The following is a 16,151-nucleotide window of genomic DNA, read 5'->3' as shown; positions in this document are numbered from 1 at the left end:
GTCTTTTAACTAACAAAACGTGAAAAACACATTATGTCAGATAATTTTACTACAGATGCTGAAAAAGCAAGTTACGGTATTGGCTTACAAATGGGTGAGCAACTTAAGTCTAATCCTTTTGAAGGCTTAAACCTAAATTCAGTATTTGAAGGCATGAAAGATGCGTACGCTGGTAGCGCATTTCAAGTTGAGATCCCTGAGATTCAAGCTGCATTCGAAAAGATTAACGAAGAGATCCAAGCTCGTCGTGAAGAAGAATCTAAAGTACTTTCTGCCGAAGGTATTGCATTCTTAGAAGAAAACGCAAAACGTCCTGAAATCACAGTAACTGAGTCTGGTCTTCAATACGAAGTACTAGCGACTGGCGAAGGCGAAAAGCCAACAGCCGAGTCTACAGTACGTGTTGATTACCACGGTACACTAATTAACGGTACTGTGTTTGATAGCTCATACGAGCGCGGTCAACCAGCTGAATTTCCAGTTGGTGGCGTGATCAAAGGCTGGACTGAAGCATTACAAATGATGCCTGTAGGTACTAAATGGCGTATCTACGTTCCTCATGAGCTTGCTTATGGTGAACGTGGCGCAGGTGCTGCAATCGCACCTTTCTCAACGCTTGTATTTGACGTTGAACTACACGAAATCATTTCTTAATTTAAATAAATTTTAAAATTAAGAGTTTAAAAAGCCGTATTCAATCTGAATACGGCTTTTTTGTGTCTGTAATCTAAGTGTTTTATACCAATTCGATTAATTAAGTGATCTATTTTGCGCTAAGAAAATAGGGTTGATAACAAGGCAAAAACTTTTTTAACTAATTGTTATCACTAATTGCTCCTGCATTGCTCTACCTTTTGCATCCATGCAGTCGTATATCATAATTTTTTACGCAGTTAGCGCAAAGTTTAATCCCTTGAATTGATCAAGTATTATTGCCGATCGATATTATATATTCTAAAAATAAAAAAACCGCATTAATAAAATGCGGTTTATAAACTAAAACTACTTTTAATTATTAAAAATAGCCACGAACACCAAAGCGGAAGTTTCTGCCTGGTAGTGGGGCTTTATCTTTAATAAATGAGCTATGTACAAAACCTAACTCATCAGTAATGTTATCAACGTTTATATACAGCTGTGCATCGACACTGCCTAAACCTAATTGGTAATTAGCTTGTGCATCAAATAACGTATAGCCATCAGTTTGAGTTTCAAAGGCAGTTACATCGTTTTGATCAAAGTAATGAGTACCCGTTAATGTTAGTTGTAAGTCACCTAAATCGTACTGTAACTCAGAGCCTAATTTATTGGCAGGGATACGTGGTAAATTACCTTCGTCGTCTTTTAGTTTTGCACGAGTTGAGTCACCAAATACTTTAACCATAGCGCTTGGTGTTACTTGGTAATGCGCGTCAAACTCAATTCCATAAAGCTCTGCGTCTTTACTTGTAAATTGATAAACCGCAACAGCATCGTCATGTGCACCAATAGCTGATTCTAAACCATCTTCTTCATCGTAAACTAACCCCGTATTTTCTTGAAAATAAAAGTTTTTGATATCGTTATAGAAAAAGTTAACGGTGTAACCAAAATCACCGCTAAAGCGTCTAAAGCTTAAATCTAAGTTTGTTGAAGTTTCCTGCTTGATATTTTCTGGCTCAAAATGCGCTTCATTATCTTCAATATTGTAACCAAGGCCTAGCTCGTAAGTGCCAGTTGCAATGTGTAAACCGTTAGATAAAAGCTCTGCCGAAAGTGGTGCTCGTTCTGAATGAGAAATACTCGTAGCGATACTATGACCCGGCTTGTATTGCCAAATGGCACCAGCAGAGGCACTTAAATTGGTAAAACTTTCATTATACCCAATGGTTTCTTCGTCGCTGTGATCTATTTCTACTTCATCGTGGCTATGCTCGTGTGCCGTGATTTGGCTTTCAATTTTGTAATCTTCAACACGTGCGCCAAGTTCAATTGTAATGTCGCCAAATTCACGCTCTTCTAGTAAATATAATGCGTTAGTTGTAGTTACACTTGCGGGTGTAAAGGCTTCTTCACCAATTGCATCGTAGTCAGAATCGCTGTAGTGATAGCCCATCATTCCGTGCCAATCAGCAAACTTATGCTCTACATTTAAACGTGCTTCAGTCGTTTTATTTTTAAAAGTAGTACCAATTTCGCCATCTTCAATTTCGCTGTGCGAGTAATCTGTGTAGCCAACACGTAGGTTGATGGTTTCAATCCAGTTATTATGAAGGGCGTAACTTACAAGCCCTTGCCAGCGATCTTGCTCTAAATGTGCATAAACCGGCTCTTCAGCTGCTTCGTCTTCATGTTCTGCATGCTCTTCTTCAGTTTCACCTTCGTGATCGTGATGATGCTCATGCCCAGGAATACCGTAATCGGTATCAATGCTACCGTACGAAAAACCAATCGTTAAATGATCGCCAACATAGCTAGTACCAAAGTTAAGTGTTTCGCTATCAATAAAAGTATTTTCTACAGAATTCTCTGTTTCTACATCGCCATCATCGTCGGCAATAGTGAAGGTAGGTGTTTGGTAATCATCGCCACTGCGCTTAGTGCCATCAAAATGAAAGTTAAAGCCTTCATTACCTGTTTCTAGTTTTGCAGCTACTGTGTTTGAGTTTGACACTGTATCGTGGCTGTATTCAGCAGCACCCGTAAGCTCGTCGATATTGTCTGTAGGAATGCGGTTATCAACCACGTTTACAACACCGCCAATTGCACCAGAGCCATAAAGTAGGGTACTTGGGCCACGTAATACTTCAATTTGTTCTGCTGCTAGGCTATCGCTTGATGTCGCATGGTCTGGGCCAATACGTGATGCATCGCTGGCATCTAATCCGTTTTGTGTGATTTTAACGCGAGGGCCATCTAAACCACGAATAATTGGGCTTGATGATACAGGGCCAAAGTAACTTGCATTTACGCCTGGTAAACCTTTTAGCGTTTCACCAAGAGTTGGTTTAGATTTATTTCTTAATTCATCACCTGAGAGCACGCTTACTGGCGATATCATCTCGAGGCTATTTTTATGAAGTGCAGAGGCATAAACAACCACTGTCTCAACTGATGTTGGTTTAAGCGATACAGACAGGTTGTTTGAAGATTCGCTAACAGCAATACGAGAGTCTACGTAGTTGTCTTTACTAATATGTAATTGGCTATTTGCATCGATTTCTATAGCAAATTCGCCTAAATCATTACTTTTAACGCTTTGGTTTTTACCATGCACATGAATTGAGGCATTTTTAATTGGTTGATTTTTATCATCCATTACTTTGCCAGTAACAGTGGCAGCCAAAGCTGATTGAGAACATAAAACAGAAAAAATAGCAGAGGAGATTAATGTTAACTTTGTCATGGATATATTGGTTCGCGGTTATTATGTTGTGATATAATATAACACCGCAAAATCAGTGAATCAACAATGTTATAGTATAACTTTGTATTTTGCGATGAATGATCTAAAAATGACGATTAAACCAATTTTATAAAAATTATAATAATAGGTATGTTAATAGAAATACCTATTTATTTAAGTGCGAGACTCATAGCGCTGTAGGTTTATCTGGGTATTTAAGAGCGGCTATCTATCATTATAAAATCTAGTTTATGCTGCGCTCTTGTCTGGTTTGTTATATCTATAGATTCAATCATTTCGCATTCGTCGCGGATCATCTCTGAAATAAGGCTAGGGTAGTGGCGGCAGTCTTCTGGACGGTCAAGGTAAATACTGCAGGTATACATATTTTTAGCGAGAGGCTCCTTTTTAGGCGCAATTTCTAAAAATGGGCACACTTGAAGTCTTAAGCCTGTTTTTGGGTCAAACCAAATTTCGTTGTTTTTAACGTACTCATAAATTTCGGGGTTAAAGAGCTCCCATAAATCTATTTCTTCTTTCGTTGCGCTTAAGTCGCCGCCACCATATTTAATACAGCATTTACCACACTGGTTGCACTCTTTCATAATTTGCTAATTTAGTTGGCTGTTAACACATTTAAGTTAGCTATTAGTGTAGCACCAAATTTATTATTAACGCTCTACTGAATTGCCCCAGTGTTTGCTTTTTGGGTGTGTAAAAAATTTAGATACAATAACTTAAGTTAAAACCCCTTGTTACATTTTATATAGTACAGGCTTTATTTAATGCTTTACTCTAAGGTGGCGAAAAATATTATGAAACCTGCTTGGGCAGCTGTGTAGTTATTAAATGTTGCTGAGCGGGATCCCTAAGTAGGATGTAATTATGAAAGAAGCTGTTACTAAGTTAAAAACAGAATTTAATGCAAAGTTATTATATTGGAACAACCTCAAAAGTAGCAAAGCCAAAGCGGCAATCATCTTATTATTTATAGTTGTCATTGCACTTAAAGTGTTTACGACCATCTTTACGTTGGATTGGGTTGCAAGTTTATTCAGTGTGTGAGGTTACTAAGAGTAATTGCGATAAAGTTTAATTACAGTGTGTTTAACGCCTACGCGATGTTCATTATTAATGTATTATTACGCTATACACCAAATTAAATAAATCAGTTGTTTAAATACATTTTATAATGACTGTAATGATACATTTTAGCTAAATTGAGTCAGTAAATTAGTTTAGTTTAGTTGCACTAAAGGATAACCAGTGATGATGAATACAAAAATATATAAAGCGGTACATGACCTAGCAGAAGATTTAATGGCGGCGGCTAACAAAAATAACCGAGAAAAATTTGAATCTTTATTTGCTCAATTAAAAGCGATTTGTATTGAAAACGAAAATACCTCAAAAGATCACCCAGTACAATGGGAAACTTTGGCTGATTTTACCGAAGAGCTAGAAGAGGCAATCACGACTTATGAAAAAGCATTAGAAAAGTCTGTTGCGATTAATAACAAAGATCACATGTCATCAGTTTCTTTTTCAATGGCTACACTGCAGCTAGAACTTGGTCAAAAAGACGAGGCTATTAAAAATCTTCAAAATGCTAAGGTTAGTGCTAATAAAATTGAAGATAAAGAGCTTAAAGCTGAAATACACGATCTACTAGAGTCACTTATTGAAGAAGAAGGTTAAATACTTAAAATTTACTAGCTCAGACTTGATCTGACAGTTACCCATATTAAATACTATTTCTTTGGATTTAGCTTAAGTTAGTACAATTTAATGAAACGCTGATGGTTTATACCCTCAGCGTTTTTTATTTCCGCTATTTATAGCTTATCCATAAAGTTCACAATGTACTTTGCAATCTCAACTGGTTTTTCTTCAACACTAAAGTGTCCTGAATCGAGTAAATGTATTTCAGTGTTCGGTACATCTTTTAAATATGCTTTAGCGCCTGCGGCTATAAACGCAGGGTCGTTTTTACCCCATACAATTAATGTTACTGGTTGGTACTTGCGTAAATAAGCTTGCCATTTAGGGTAGTCGAGAAGGTTATTGTAGTAATCTTGTAGCAATTGTACTTGAATTACTCTATCGGATTTAGTTTGTAAAAAGTGAAGATCGTGCGTCCAGCTATTAGGGCTCATTACTTCTGGGTTACTTTGTACGTCTCGTAAATATTGCTTATTAATAATGGCTTTATTAGACGTGAACGAATAAATTTTATCACTCTGCGCTTGTGATTTGTCCTCATTCGCGGCTTTAAAAAAAGCTTGCCTCGGTAGGGTTAGCCCCTCTAAATACGCATTACCATTTTGTACAATAAGTGCATCAAGTTTATTTGGGTTATTTAACAACATTCTAAAGCCCACAGGAGCTCCAAAGTCCTGTATATAAAGGCTGTAGTGCTTTACTTTAAGTGTTGTTAGTAATCCTTCAACGTATTGAGCTAGAAATTAAAAAGTATATTTTTGAGTTTTTGGGTTTGGGCGTGCGCTATAACCAGAGCCTAAATAATCAGGTGCAATCACATGATAACGACCTGATAAGAGTGGGATGAATTCTCGGTAGCTGTGTGAAGACGACGGATACCCATGTAAAAGTACAATGGTTTGCTTATGCTGCGCGCCAGCTTCTCGGTAAAATATCTTTTTACCATTTACATTTGCATATTTGTAAGTGGTTTTTGAAGGCCATACAGCATCAGCGGCATATACTTGAGCGGTAAACGTAGATATTGAAACTAATAAAAACACAATAAATGAGACGATGTGAGCAGGTTTTACTTTAAGAATTTTTTGTATATCTGGGTGCATAAGTAAACTCGTTATTTTTGGTAATGACGTTTTATTAATTTACCAGACCCGTTATTTACACAATTGCATTCAGTTAATAATTACAAGTTATTACTAATAAGGACACAGTAACAATACCTGTGTTTTTAAAGCACATTACCAAATATATAGTTGATTAGAGGGTAAGTGGTTTTTTAGCAGCTTTTTGTAATTTAAAAAAGAGATTCGTTAATTTACTTTTGTTATTATTAATTTGTTAGCTTACAGAATGTGTACAGCGTTAAGCTAGTATTTTGGAGAAAGGACGTGCTCGAACAAATAGAACAATGGATTGATGCAACAAATATTAAATATAAAACCCAAAGAATTAGCTGTGAGAAATTTGCTAGTGAGTTTGCAGGGTTTTATCCTGTCGAATTTTTAAAAAATGCCTTTTACGTTGTTGTTGATAAAATACCAAAACCTGACTTTGCGGGTCTGCGAGAAATGGGTCTAGGTGATTTTGTCGATATGGACGCGGCGGGTATAACGTATAAAAATACCTATTACCTACTTCCTGAGGTTGCAAAAGATTTGAGGGTTCATTTTCATGAGCTTGTGCATGTAGCGCAGTGGCTTAAACTTGGTCCTGACGCGTTTATGATGCGTTACATTAGCGAAATCCAACATGTAGGATATAACGACGCTCCGCTTGAAAAAATGGCATATGCGCTGGATACGCAATTTGCAAGTAAAGGCAATAAAATAGACGTGCTTAGGCACGTAGCCCAAACGCTGTAACTCAATTTTAGATTTAAAGGAGTTTATATGTACAGAATTATTGGGTGTTTACTTACTTTAGCGTGTATAAATAGTAATGCAGCATCGTTTGAAGAAGATATTGTTTCAGCTTTACTTGAGCGTACAACTCATGATGTGACTTACGACGGCGCTTATCGCTCTATTGACTACCCTGGTGGGGATGTACCTAAAAATATAGGTGTGTGCACCGATGTAATAATTAGAAGCTACAGAAAGTTAGGTGTTGATTTACAGAAGCTCGTGCATGAAGACATGCAAAAAAACTTTTCGCTGTATCCATCTAAACGTATTTGGGGCTTAACTAAGCCTGATAAAAATATAGATCACCGACGTGTTCCAAATTTACAAGCTTACTTTGAGCGCCATGCAAACGTATTGAGTAAATCCAACAAAGTGAGTGATTATAAAACCGGCGATATAGTAACGTGGATGTTACCAGGTAATTTACCTCATATAGGTATGGTGATTAATGAGTTATCTCAAGATACGGGTAACCCACTTATTGTGCATAATATAGGGCGTGGTCCGCAAAAAAGCGATATGCTTTTTGATTATAAAATTACCGGACATTACCGGTTCGTTCCACACTATTGATAAGTTTAATAAACGATGGATGTAAGTATTGATTTTTATTTCAGAGCAATACTTACATTGCCATTGGGTTTACAGCAGCACAACAATATTTCGCCTTCGCGTACAAACGCAAGTGGCTCTTCGTTATACTCAACACTGCCTGACACTAACGTTGCTCTACAAGCGCCGCAATAGCCTTCACGGCATTGGAATGCGACTTCTATTTTCATGGATTCTAAGCAGTGTAGAAGAGAAGGGCAGCCAGCGATAAATTCTATACACTGGCTGTTTTCTGCAAGCGTTATGCTTGCAGTAGACTTGTCACTCATTATAAATCAAAATCACCAAATTCTGATGCATCAACTTGAGAGTCTATTTGACCAACAAGGTATGAGCTTATTTCTGCTTCTTGTGGTGCTACTTGCACGTTATCAGACACTAACCACGAGTTTATCCACGGGATAGGGTTACTGTTATTTTCAAACTGTGCTGGCAAGCCAATCGCAGTCATACGTGCATTGGTAATGTATTCAACGTACTGACATAAAATATGCTTATTTAAGCCAATCATTGAACCATCTTTAAATAAATACTCAGCCCACTCTTTTTCTTGCTCTGCAGCATCAACAAACATTTTAATCGCTTCGTCGCGGCACTGGGCAGCAACAATCGCCATTTCTGGATCGTCCTTACCGTCTTGCATAATGTTTAAAATATGCTGAGTACCAGAAAGGTGAAGTGCTTCATCGCGTGCAATTAGCTTGATGATTTTAGCGTTACCTTCCATTAGCTCGCGCTCAGCAAATGCAAACGAACATGCAAAACTTACGTAAAAGCGAATCGCTTCAAGAATATTTACCGACATCATAGCCAGGTAAAGTTTCTTTTTAAGCTCAAATAAATTAATGATAACTGTTTTACCGTTAATCTCGTGTTTGCCTTCACCGTATAAGTTGTAAAGCGATACAGAGTTAATTAAGTCATCGTAGTATTTAGTTACGGCATCAGCACGTTCGCTAATTTTATCGTTGCTAACAATGTCATCAAAAATAAGCTCAGGTGCTTGTGTTACGTTACGGATAATATGCGTGTATGAGCGGCTGTGAATTGTTTCACTGAACGCCCACGTTTCTATCCATGTTTCAAGCTCTGGTAGCGATACAATTGGAAGTAGAGCCACGTTTGGCGAACGTCCTTGTACACTATCAAGCAGTGTTTGGTATTTTAAGTTGCTTAAAAATATATGCTTTTCGTGATCTGGTAATGCTTGAAAGTCTAAACGGTCTTTACTTACATCTACTTCCTCAGGACGCCAAAAGAAAGACAGTTGCTTTTCAATTAACTTTTCAAAAATTGGGTATTTTTGTTGGTCGTAACGAGATACGTTTACAGTTTGGCCAAAAAACATTGGCTCTTGCATTTGGTTATTATGGTTTCGGCTAAAAGTAGTATAAGACATGTTTATCACTCAAAAAACTATCAGAAAAAGCGGGCTAAATGCCCGCTTAAAATAAAAATCAGCAGTTATATTTTACACGCGCCGCCTTCACAATCGTCATCTTCCACTTCTGGAGCATCTTCTTGTGAATCTGAGGCGCCGTCGCGAGTATTGTGGTAATACAAGGTTTTAACACCTAGTTTGTACGCGCTTAGTAAGTCTTTTAATAAGACTTGCATAGGTACTTTACCGCCTTCGAACTTGTTTGGATCATAATTTGTATTTGCAGAAATTGTTTGGTCAACAAATTTTTGCATTATGCCAACAAGTTGTAGATAACCATCGTTTGATGGAATGTCCCATAGTAGCTCGTACTGATCTTTTAAACGCTCATACTCAGGAACAACTTGTTTTAAAATACCGTCTTTACTTGCTTTAACGCTAATATGTCCACGTGGTGGCTCAATACCGTTAGTTGCGTTAGAGATTTGCGACGATGTTTCTGATGGCATTAATGCACTTAGTGTTGAGTTACGCATACCGTGCTCTTTAATACTTGCACGTAGTGTATCCCAATCAAGATGAAGTGGCTCATCACAAATTTTATCTAAATCACGTTTGTACGTATCTGTTGGCATAATACCTTGTGAATACGTTGTCTCGTTAAACTTAGGACATGCGCCACGTTCTTTAGCAAGCTCGTTTGATGCTTTCATTAAGTAATATTGAATAGCTTCAAAGGTTTTATGCGTTAATGCATTAGCGCTGCCATCAGAATAACGCTTACCGTTTTTAGCTAGGTAGTATGCGTAGTTAATTACGCCTATTCCTAGTGTACGACGACCCATAGTTGCATTTTTAGCAGCCGGTACAGGGTAGTCTTGGAAATCAAGTAAGTTATCAAGTGCGCGTACTGCAAGTTCAGCTAGCTCTTCAAGCTCATCAAGTGACTCTATTGCACCTAGGTTAAACGCAGAAAGTGTACAAAGGGCGATTTCGCCTTCTTCGTCATTTACGTTATTAAGTGGCTTAGTTGGCAATGCAATTTCTAAACATAAGTTAGATTGGCGAATTGGCGCAACTTTAGAAATAAATGGGCTGTGTGTATTACAGTGATCCACATTTTGTAAATAAATACGACCAGTACTTGCACGCTCTTGCGCAAACATTGAGAAAAGCTCAATGGCTTTAATGCGTTTTTTACGAATAGACTCGTCTTGTTCGTATTTAACGTAAAGTGCGTCAAACTCAGCTTGGTCTTCAAAAAATGCATCATAAAGGCCAGGCACATCTGATGGGCTAAATAACGTAATGTAGTCGTCTTTAATTAAACGAGAGTACATTAATTTATTAAACTGTACGCCGTAATCTAGGTGGCGAACGCGGTTGTCGTCTACACCACGGTTATTTTTAAGTACAAGTAGGTTCTCTACTTCTAAATGCCAAAGCGGGTAGAATAATGTTGCTGCGCCGCCACGTACACCACCTTGTGAACAACTTTTAACCGCTGTTTGAAAGTGCTTATAAAAAGGGATACAACCTGTGTGATACGCTTCGCCGTTACGAATATGGCTACCTAGCGCACGTATTCTACCTGCATTAATACCAATTCCCGCACGTTGTGAAACGTATTTAACAATAGCTGACGACGTTGCATTGATTGAATCAAGGCTGTCGCCACATTCAATCAATACACATGAGCTAAACTGGCGAGTAGGCGTACGTACACCCGACATAATTGGCGTTGGTAGAGATATTTTAAATAAAGATACTGCATCGTAAAAACGTTTAATGTAATCAGTACGTGTTTCACGTGGGTAATCTGAAAATAAGCTTGCTGCAACTAAAATATATAAAAACTGTGCACTTTCGTATATTTCACCCGATACACGGTTTTGAACGAGATACTTACCTTCAAGTTGCTTTACAGCAGCGTAGCTAAAGTTAAGATCGCGAGAATGATCAAGGTATGCATCAAGCTCATCTAACTCTTGCTCTGTGTAATCTACTAGTAAATGAGCATCATAGCGTTTATCGCCAACCATTTTTGTTACGTGGTCAAATAAACGTGGTGGCTCAAATTGACCGTACGCTTTTTTACGTAAATGGAATACAGCTAAACGTGCAGCTAAGTATTGGTAATCAGGCGATTCTTTTGAAATCTGATCCGCTGCTGCTTTAATGATGGTTTCGTGAATGTCTTTAGTACGAATACCGTCGTAAAACTGAATGTGCGACTTTAATTCAACTTGCGAAACCGAAACGTTATTTAAACCTTCGGCGGCCCACTCAATAACGCGATGGATCTTATCCAGATCAAGAGGCTCTTTACGCCCGTCACGTTTGCTTACAGATAACTGTTGGTTCATTTGCCTGTATTCCTTGGGAATTATGTATTTTGACCAATGCTTTATACCTCGCCGGGGCAAGGTATATACTCATTTATTATAAGTTTCGCCATATTTGCGAATTTAATTGAATAACATTTGGCCACAATATCTGGTGTTGTTCAATTTAGAGATCACAAGATAGTGTGGTCTGAGTTGTTTTGCAAGGGACATAATTGCCCCTATTTGTGGATAACTTCGGGATAACGTATTTGTGTTAGTAGATACTCACCTTCGAACAATCATTTAAGTTGAAATATGCAAAAATCAACTAATGATCTGCTAAATTTACGCATTTTAAAAATAAATTTTGACTGCTTTTTTTATCAGCAAGCTTTGCGTAAAAACTAACACAATCACAATATATAGTGTTTATTAATTAACATGGCACTATATATGGTTAAAACCATCAATTGGGCTTTGCCAGTTAAAATCAGCATTCCAGCTGTTGGCTTCATCAATACTTGGTATGTAACCCCAAAGTGCCGTTGCTGTGCGCATACCTGCGGCTTTGCCTGCTTGTATGTCTCGCTGTGCATCACCAATGTACAAACAGCGTTTTGGTTGCACTCCCATAAGCTTTGCACAGTGTAGCAGCGGTAAAGGGGATGGCTTAGCTTCAGCTAAGGTGTCGCCACTTATTACTACACTAGCATTTTTCAATGCGGGAATTGCTGCCACTAAAGGATCAGTTAAAAACCCTGGTTTGTTAGTCATGATCCCCCATTTGATCTTTTTCTGATCAAGGGCAATAAGCAACGATTCAACACCGCTGAAGCAATGTGTGTGATTTGCTATGTTTGCAGCGTATTCGTCAACTAATTGCTTAATAAGCTCGCTTTGAGGTTGTGTGTCCCATAACTCTTTAAAACCAGCCTCTAATAATGCGCCTGCGCCGTTAGATGCCGCAGGACGGTATACATCACTACTAACAGGCTCTATTTTATTATTAATGAGAACTGCATTTAAAGCCGCACCTAAATCATCAGCGGTGTCGAGTAGAGTGCCGTCTAAATCAAATAAAAATGCATCGTACTCAATAAGGGGGAGGGGGGCTTGAGAGTTAGCCATTAAGCTAACTTCTCGAAGTACAGTATGTAATTTACGCTAACGTCACTATTGAGCGTATATTGCTTTGATAGTGGGTTATAAGAAAGGCCTGTACTTGCACGAACTTTTAAACCCGCTTGCTCTGCCCATGTAATAAGCTGTGCAGGTTTTATAAACTTTTTATGGTCGTGTGTACCTTCAGGCACCATTTTTAAAAGCTTTTCAGCACCAACAATAGCGTATAAATATGCTTTAGGTGTTTTGTTCAGGGTTGAAAAAAACACGTCTGCGCCTGGTTTGGCAAGTGCAGCTACGGCATGAATGATAGATGCTGGGTCGGGAACGTGCTCAAGCATTTCCATACAGGTTATTACATCAAAGCGCTCTGGGTGTTGCGATGCAAACTCTTCTGCTGGCACTTTTATGTAATCTACATTTACGCCAGTTTCTAAACTGTGCAACTTAGCAACAGTTAAAGGCTCTTGCCCCATATCGATGCCAGTTACTTTTGCGCCCATGCGCGCCATGCTTTGGCTTAAAATACCGCCACCACAGCCAACATCGAGTGTTTCTTTATCGAATAAGCCTTGCGTTTTGTTTGCTATAAAGTCTAAACGTAACGGGTTAATTTCGTGAAGAGGTTTGAATTCTCCGTCTAGGTCCCACCAACGCTCGGCGATGGCTTCAAATTTTGCTATTTCTGCGTGATCTACATTTTGATGTTCGGTCATAAAATACTTCCTCGTCAATCTGAGGCCATTATATAGGGCTAAATTGATAAATCGCAAAGTTTTGCGCCTGTAAATTAAAATTAATTGTGATAGCATGGCTGTTAGAAATAATAACAATACTCTTAATACCCAATACCGGGTTGTTGAGAGCTGATACTGAAGGAATGTGATATCAAATGACTGATCTCGCCAATGAAATTCTGCCAGTCAATATTGAAGACGAGTTAAAAAACTCCTACTTAGATTACGCAATGAGCGTAATTGTAGGACGTGCATTACCAGACGTACGTGACGGCTTAAAACCTGTTCATCGCCGCGTTTTGTTTGCAATGAACGAGCTTAGTAATGACTGGAACAAGCCTTACAAAAAATCGGCCCGTGTGGTCGGTGACGTAATCGGTAAATACCACCCACACGGCGACAGTGCAGTTTATGACACGATAGTTCGTATGGCTCAGCCATTCTCACTGCGTTATATGCTAGTAGATGGCCAAGGTAACTTCGGTTCGGTTGATGGTGATTCAGCAGCGGCAATGCGTTATACAGAAGTACGTATGGCTAAAATGTCGCATGAGTTATTAGCCGATCTTGAAAAAGAAACGGTTGATTTCGTTCCTAACTACGATGGCACTGAGTTCATCCCTGATGTTTTACCAACGAAAGTTCCTAATTTATTAGTGAATGGTTCGTCAGGTATTGCAGTAGGTATGGCTACAAATATACCACCACATAACTTAACTGAAGTTGTAAATGGTTGTTTGGCACTTATTCAAAATCCAGATTTAACTATTTTAGAGTTAATGGATTATATTCCTGGTCCTGATTTCCCAACGGCTGCAATTATCAACGGTAAGAAGGGTATTGAACAAGCCTACTTAACTGGCCGTGGTAAAGTGTACATGCGTGCACGCGCCGACATCGAAACCGATGAAAAAACAGGCCGTGAAACAATCATCGTTCACGAAATTCCTTATCAAGTTAATAAAGCTCGTTTAATTGAAAAAATTGCTGAGCTGGTTAAAGATAAGAAAATTGAAGGTATTAGTGCGCTACGTGATGAATCAGATAAAGACGGTATGCGTATCGTTATTGAAATCAAACGTGGTGACGTAGGCGAAGTTATTTTAAACAACTTGTATTCACAAACTCAGTTACAAACTGTGTTTGGTATGAATATGGTTGCGCTAATTAATAACCAACCTAAATGTTTCAATTTAAAAGAAATGTTAGAAGAGTTTATTATTCACCGTCGTGAAGTAGTAACTCGTCGTACAGTATTTGATTTACGCAAAGCCCGTGACCGTGCACACACGCTTGAAGGCTTAGCGATTGCGCTTGCGAACATTGACCCAATTATCGAACTTATTCGTAAATCCCCTACACCCGCTGAAGCTAAAATTGCTTTAACAGCGCGTCCGTGGGAATTAGGTAATGTACAAGGTATGCTTGAAAAAGCAGGTGAAGACAATGTTGCTCGTCCAGATTGGTTAGCGAGCGAACTTGGTATTCGCGATGGTCAATATTATATCTCTGAGCAACAAGCTCAAGCAATTCTTGATTTGCGTTTACATAAGCTAACAGGTCTTGAACACGAAAAAATCTTGACCGAATACCAAGCGTTATTAGAATTAATTGCTGAACTACTTTATATTTTGGCAACTCCTGAGCGTTTGATGGAAGTTATTCGTGACGAGCTAGTTGAAATTAAAGAGCAATATGGTGATGAGCGTCGCACTGAAATTAATGCAGCTGCTCACGATATCAGCCTTGAAGACTTAATTACCGAAGAAAACGTAGTCGTAACGCTTTCTCACGAAGGTTATGTGAAGTATCAGGCATTGTCTGATTACGAAGCACAGCGTCGTGGTGGTAAAGGTAAGTCAGCAACGAAGATGAAAGATGAAGATTTCATCGAGCGTCTATTAGTTGCAAATACACACGATACTATATTGTGTTTCTCTACGGCCGGTCGTTTATATTGGCTTAAAGTATATCAGTTACCACTAGCGAGTCGTGCAGCGCGCGGTAAGCCAATTGTTAACTTGTTACCACTTGAAGCTGATGAACGTATTACTGCTATATTGCCAGTACGCGAGTACGCAGAAGATAAATACATCTTTATGGCAACAGCATTTGGTACAGTTAAGAAAACACCATTAACGGCTTACAGTCGTCAACGTGCAAGCGGTATTATTGCTGTTAACTTAAATGATGGCGATAGCCTGATTGGGGTTGATATTACCGATGGTAGCAACGAAATTATGTTGTTCACTGATGCAGGTAAAGTTGTACGCTTTAAAGAAGCTGAAGAAACAACAGTTGTTGATGAAAACGGTAACCCAGTATTAGACGAAGAAGGTAACCCTGAGATTCGTTTCAAAGGCGTTCGCCCAATGGGTCGTACTGCTACAGGTGTTCGTGGTATTAAAATGGCCGATGATCAACGCGTAGTATCGTTAATTGTACCAAAAACTGACGGTGCTATTTTAACGGTAACTGAAAATGGTTACGGTAAGCGTACACAACTAGAAGATTACCCATCTAAGAGCCGTGCAACACAGGGTGTTGTATCTATCAAGGTGAGTGAGCGTAACGGTGCTGTTGTTGGCGCTGTACAAGTTGATGATAACGACGAAATCATGATTATTTCAAATCGTGGTACCTTAGTACGTACTCGCGTTAATGAAGTTTCTACGGTTGGACGTAACACCCAAGGTGTTATTTTGATCAGAACTATTGACGAAGAGCAAGTAGTTGGTTTACAACGTATAGAAGAGATTGAAGTTACAGAAAGTGACTTGATTGATATTGAAGACGTTGAAACTGTAGATACGGTTATTGATGAAGTAGCGGATGATAATCCTCCTTCAGAATAATTGATATTGAAAAAGCGGCCTTGGCCGCTTTTTTTAATGTTGTTGAAAAAAATTAATAGGGTGTGAAGTTATATTCATTCACTAAAACTCAAAGGTTTAGTGGGTG

The 16,151-nt window shown here is 38.6% G+C and carries 13 protein-coding genes and 1 pseudogene; 6 read left to right on the top strand and 8 right to left on the bottom strand.

Annotated features, from left to right (window positions below; genetic code table 11):
* Positions 1-33 precede the first annotated feature (33 nt).
* A complete protein-coding gene (locus tag H5161_RS15890) occupies positions 34-654 on the top strand; it encodes an FKBP-type peptidyl-prolyl cis-trans isomerase (protein WP_002962890.1) in 621 nt (206 codons plus the stop codon).
* A 361-nt stretch (positions 655-1,015) separates the two neighbouring features.
* On the opposite strand, the gene H5161_RS15885 is transcribed toward H5161_RS15890, so the two are convergent.
* Positions 1,016-3,385, bottom strand: coding sequence for a TonB-dependent receptor (locus H5161_RS15885; protein ID WP_182715352.1), 2,370 nt, complete (start codon positions 3,383-3,385; stop codon positions 1,016-1,018).
* Positions 3,386-3,600: 215 nt separating this feature from the next.
* Positions 3,601-3,990 carry a YkgJ family cysteine cluster protein gene (locus tag H5161_RS15880; RefSeq protein WP_182672598.1) on the bottom strand — a complete coding sequence of 130 codons (390 nt, stop codon included), beginning with the start codon at positions 3,988-3,990 and terminating at the stop codon, positions 3,601-3,603.
* A 280-nt stretch (positions 3,991-4,270) separates the two neighbouring features.
* Here H5161_RS15880 and H5161_RS15875 point away from each other — a divergent pair, with 280 nt between their 5' ends.
* Positions 4,271-4,450 carry a hypothetical protein gene (locus H5161_RS15875; protein ID WP_002961145.1) on the top strand — a complete coding sequence of 60 codons (180 nt, stop codon included), beginning with the start codon at positions 4,271-4,273 and terminating at the stop codon, positions 4,448-4,450.
* Positions 4,451-4,654: 204 nt separating this feature from the next.
* Positions 4,655-5,083 (top strand): hypothetical protein, encoded by a 429-nt coding sequence (locus tag H5161_RS15870; RefSeq protein WP_002961147.1) that lies wholly within the window; start codon positions 4,655-4,657, stop codon positions 5,081-5,083.
* A gap of 137 nt (positions 5,084-5,220) precedes the next feature.
* Here H5161_RS15870 and H5161_RS20300 read toward each other — a convergent pair.
* Positions 5,221-6,210 (bottom strand): annotated as a pseudogene (locus H5161_RS20300) (alpha/beta fold hydrolase).
* Positions 6,211-6,495: 285 nt separating this feature from the next.
* Here H5161_RS20300 and H5161_RS20185 point away from each other — a divergent pair.
* Both H5161_RS20185 and H5161_RS15855 read left to right on the top strand, forming a co-directional pair.
* Positions 6,496-6,969 (top strand): hypothetical protein, encoded by a 474-nt coding sequence (locus H5161_RS20185; RefSeq protein ID WP_182720845.1) that lies wholly within the window; start codon positions 6,496-6,498, stop codon positions 6,967-6,969.
* A 27-nt stretch (positions 6,970-6,996) separates the two neighbouring features.
* On the top strand, positions 6,997-7,584 hold the full coding sequence (locus tag H5161_RS15855) for a DUF1287 domain-containing protein (protein ID WP_182769655.1): 588 nt from the start codon (positions 6,997-6,999) through the stop codon (positions 7,582-7,584).
* A 35-nt stretch (positions 7,585-7,619) separates the two neighbouring features.
* Here the strand turns inward: H5161_RS15855 and yfaE are convergent, their stop codons facing one another.
* From yfaE to ubiG, 5 genes are all read right to left on the bottom strand, one after another.
* On the bottom strand, positions 7,620-7,892 hold the full coding sequence (gene yfaE / locus H5161_RS15850) for a class I ribonucleotide reductase maintenance protein YfaE (RefSeq protein WP_182769654.1): 273 nt from the start codon (positions 7,890-7,892) through the stop codon (positions 7,620-7,622).
* Positions 7,892-9,022, bottom strand: coding sequence for a class Ia ribonucleoside-diphosphate reductase subunit beta (gene nrdB / locus H5161_RS15845; RefSeq protein ID WP_002961159.1), 1,131 nt, complete (start codon positions 9,020-9,022; stop codon positions 7,892-7,894). Before nrdB ends, yfaE begins: the two co-directional genes overlap by 1 nt.
* 65 nt (positions 9,023-9,087) lie before the next feature.
* The gene (nrdA, locus tag H5161_RS15840; RefSeq protein WP_002961160.1) at positions 9,088-11,370 is read right to left on the bottom strand and encodes a class 1a ribonucleoside-diphosphate reductase subunit alpha; all 2,283 of its coding nucleotides are present in this window, start codon (positions 11,368-11,370) and stop codon (positions 9,088-9,090) included.
* Between the two features lie 408 nt (positions 11,371-11,778).
* Entirely contained in the window at positions 11,779-12,459 is a 681-nt protein-coding gene (locus H5161_RS15835; protein ID WP_182715356.1) for an HAD family hydrolase, read from the bottom strand.
* Entirely contained in the window at positions 12,459-13,169 is a 711-nt protein-coding gene (gene ubiG, locus H5161_RS15830) for a bifunctional 2-polyprenyl-6-hydroxyphenol methylase/3-demethylubiquinol 3-O-methyltransferase UbiG (RefSeq protein WP_024597262.1), read from the bottom strand. The genes H5161_RS15835 and ubiG overlap by 1 nt, the downstream gene beginning before the upstream one ends.
* A gap of 176 nt (positions 13,170-13,345) precedes the next feature.
* Here ubiG and gyrA point away from each other — a divergent pair, with 176 nt between their 5' ends.
* A complete protein-coding gene (gene gyrA / locus H5161_RS15825) occupies positions 13,346-16,045 on the top strand; it encodes a DNA topoisomerase (ATP-hydrolyzing) subunit A (RefSeq protein ID WP_002961163.1) in 2,700 nt (899 codons plus the stop codon).
* Positions 16,046-16,151 lie beyond the last annotated feature (106 nt).

Source organism: Pseudoalteromonas sp. SG43-5 (assembly GCF_014164345.1).
Taxonomy (GTDB): Bacteria; Pseudomonadota; Gammaproteobacteria; order Enterobacterales; family Alteromonadaceae; genus Pseudoalteromonas; species Pseudoalteromonas distincta.
This window is presented reverse-complemented; position numbering and strand designations above follow the sequence as displayed.

Coding starts and splice junctions, on each gene's coding strand:
- H5161_RS15890 (WP_002962890.1), top strand. CDS start 34: ATGTCAGATAATTTTACTACAGATGCTGAAAAAGCAAGTTACGGTATT.
- H5161_RS15885 (WP_182715352.1), bottom strand. CDS start 3,385: ATGACAAAGTTAACATTAATCTCCTCTGCTATTTTTTCTGTTTTATGT.
- H5161_RS15880 (WP_182672598.1), bottom strand. CDS start 3,990: ATGAAAGAGTGCAACCAGTGTGGTAAATGCTGTATTAAATATGGTGGC.
- H5161_RS15875 (WP_002961145.1), top strand. CDS start 4,271: ATGAAAGAAGCTGTTACTAAGTTAAAAACAGAATTTAATGCAAAGTTA.
- H5161_RS15870 (WP_002961147.1), top strand. CDS start 4,655: ATGATGAATACAAAAATATATAAAGCGGTACATGACCTAGCAGAAGAT.
- H5161_RS15855 (WP_182769655.1), top strand. CDS start 6,997: ATGTACAGAATTATTGGGTGTTTACTTACTTTAGCGTGTATAAATAGT.
- yfaE (WP_182769654.1), bottom strand. CDS start 7,892: ATGAGTGACAAGTCTACTGCAAGCATAACGCTTGCAGAAAACAGCCAG.
- nrdB (WP_002961159.1), bottom strand. CDS start 9,022: ATGTCTTATACTACTTTTAGCCGAAACCATAATAACCAAATGCAAGAG.
- nrdA (WP_002961160.1), bottom strand. CDS start 11,370: ATGAACCAACAGTTATCTGTAAGCAAACGTGACGGGCGTAAAGAGCCT.
- H5161_RS15835 (WP_182715356.1), bottom strand. CDS start 12,459: ATGGCTAACTCTCAAGCCCCCCTCCCCCTTATTGAGTACGATGCATTT.
- ubiG (WP_024597262.1), bottom strand. CDS start 13,169: ATGACCGAACATCAAAATGTAGATCACGCAGAAATAGCAAAATTTGAA.
- gyrA (WP_002961163.1), top strand. CDS start 13,346: ATGACTGATCTCGCCAATGAAATTCTGCCAGTCAATATTGAAGACGAG.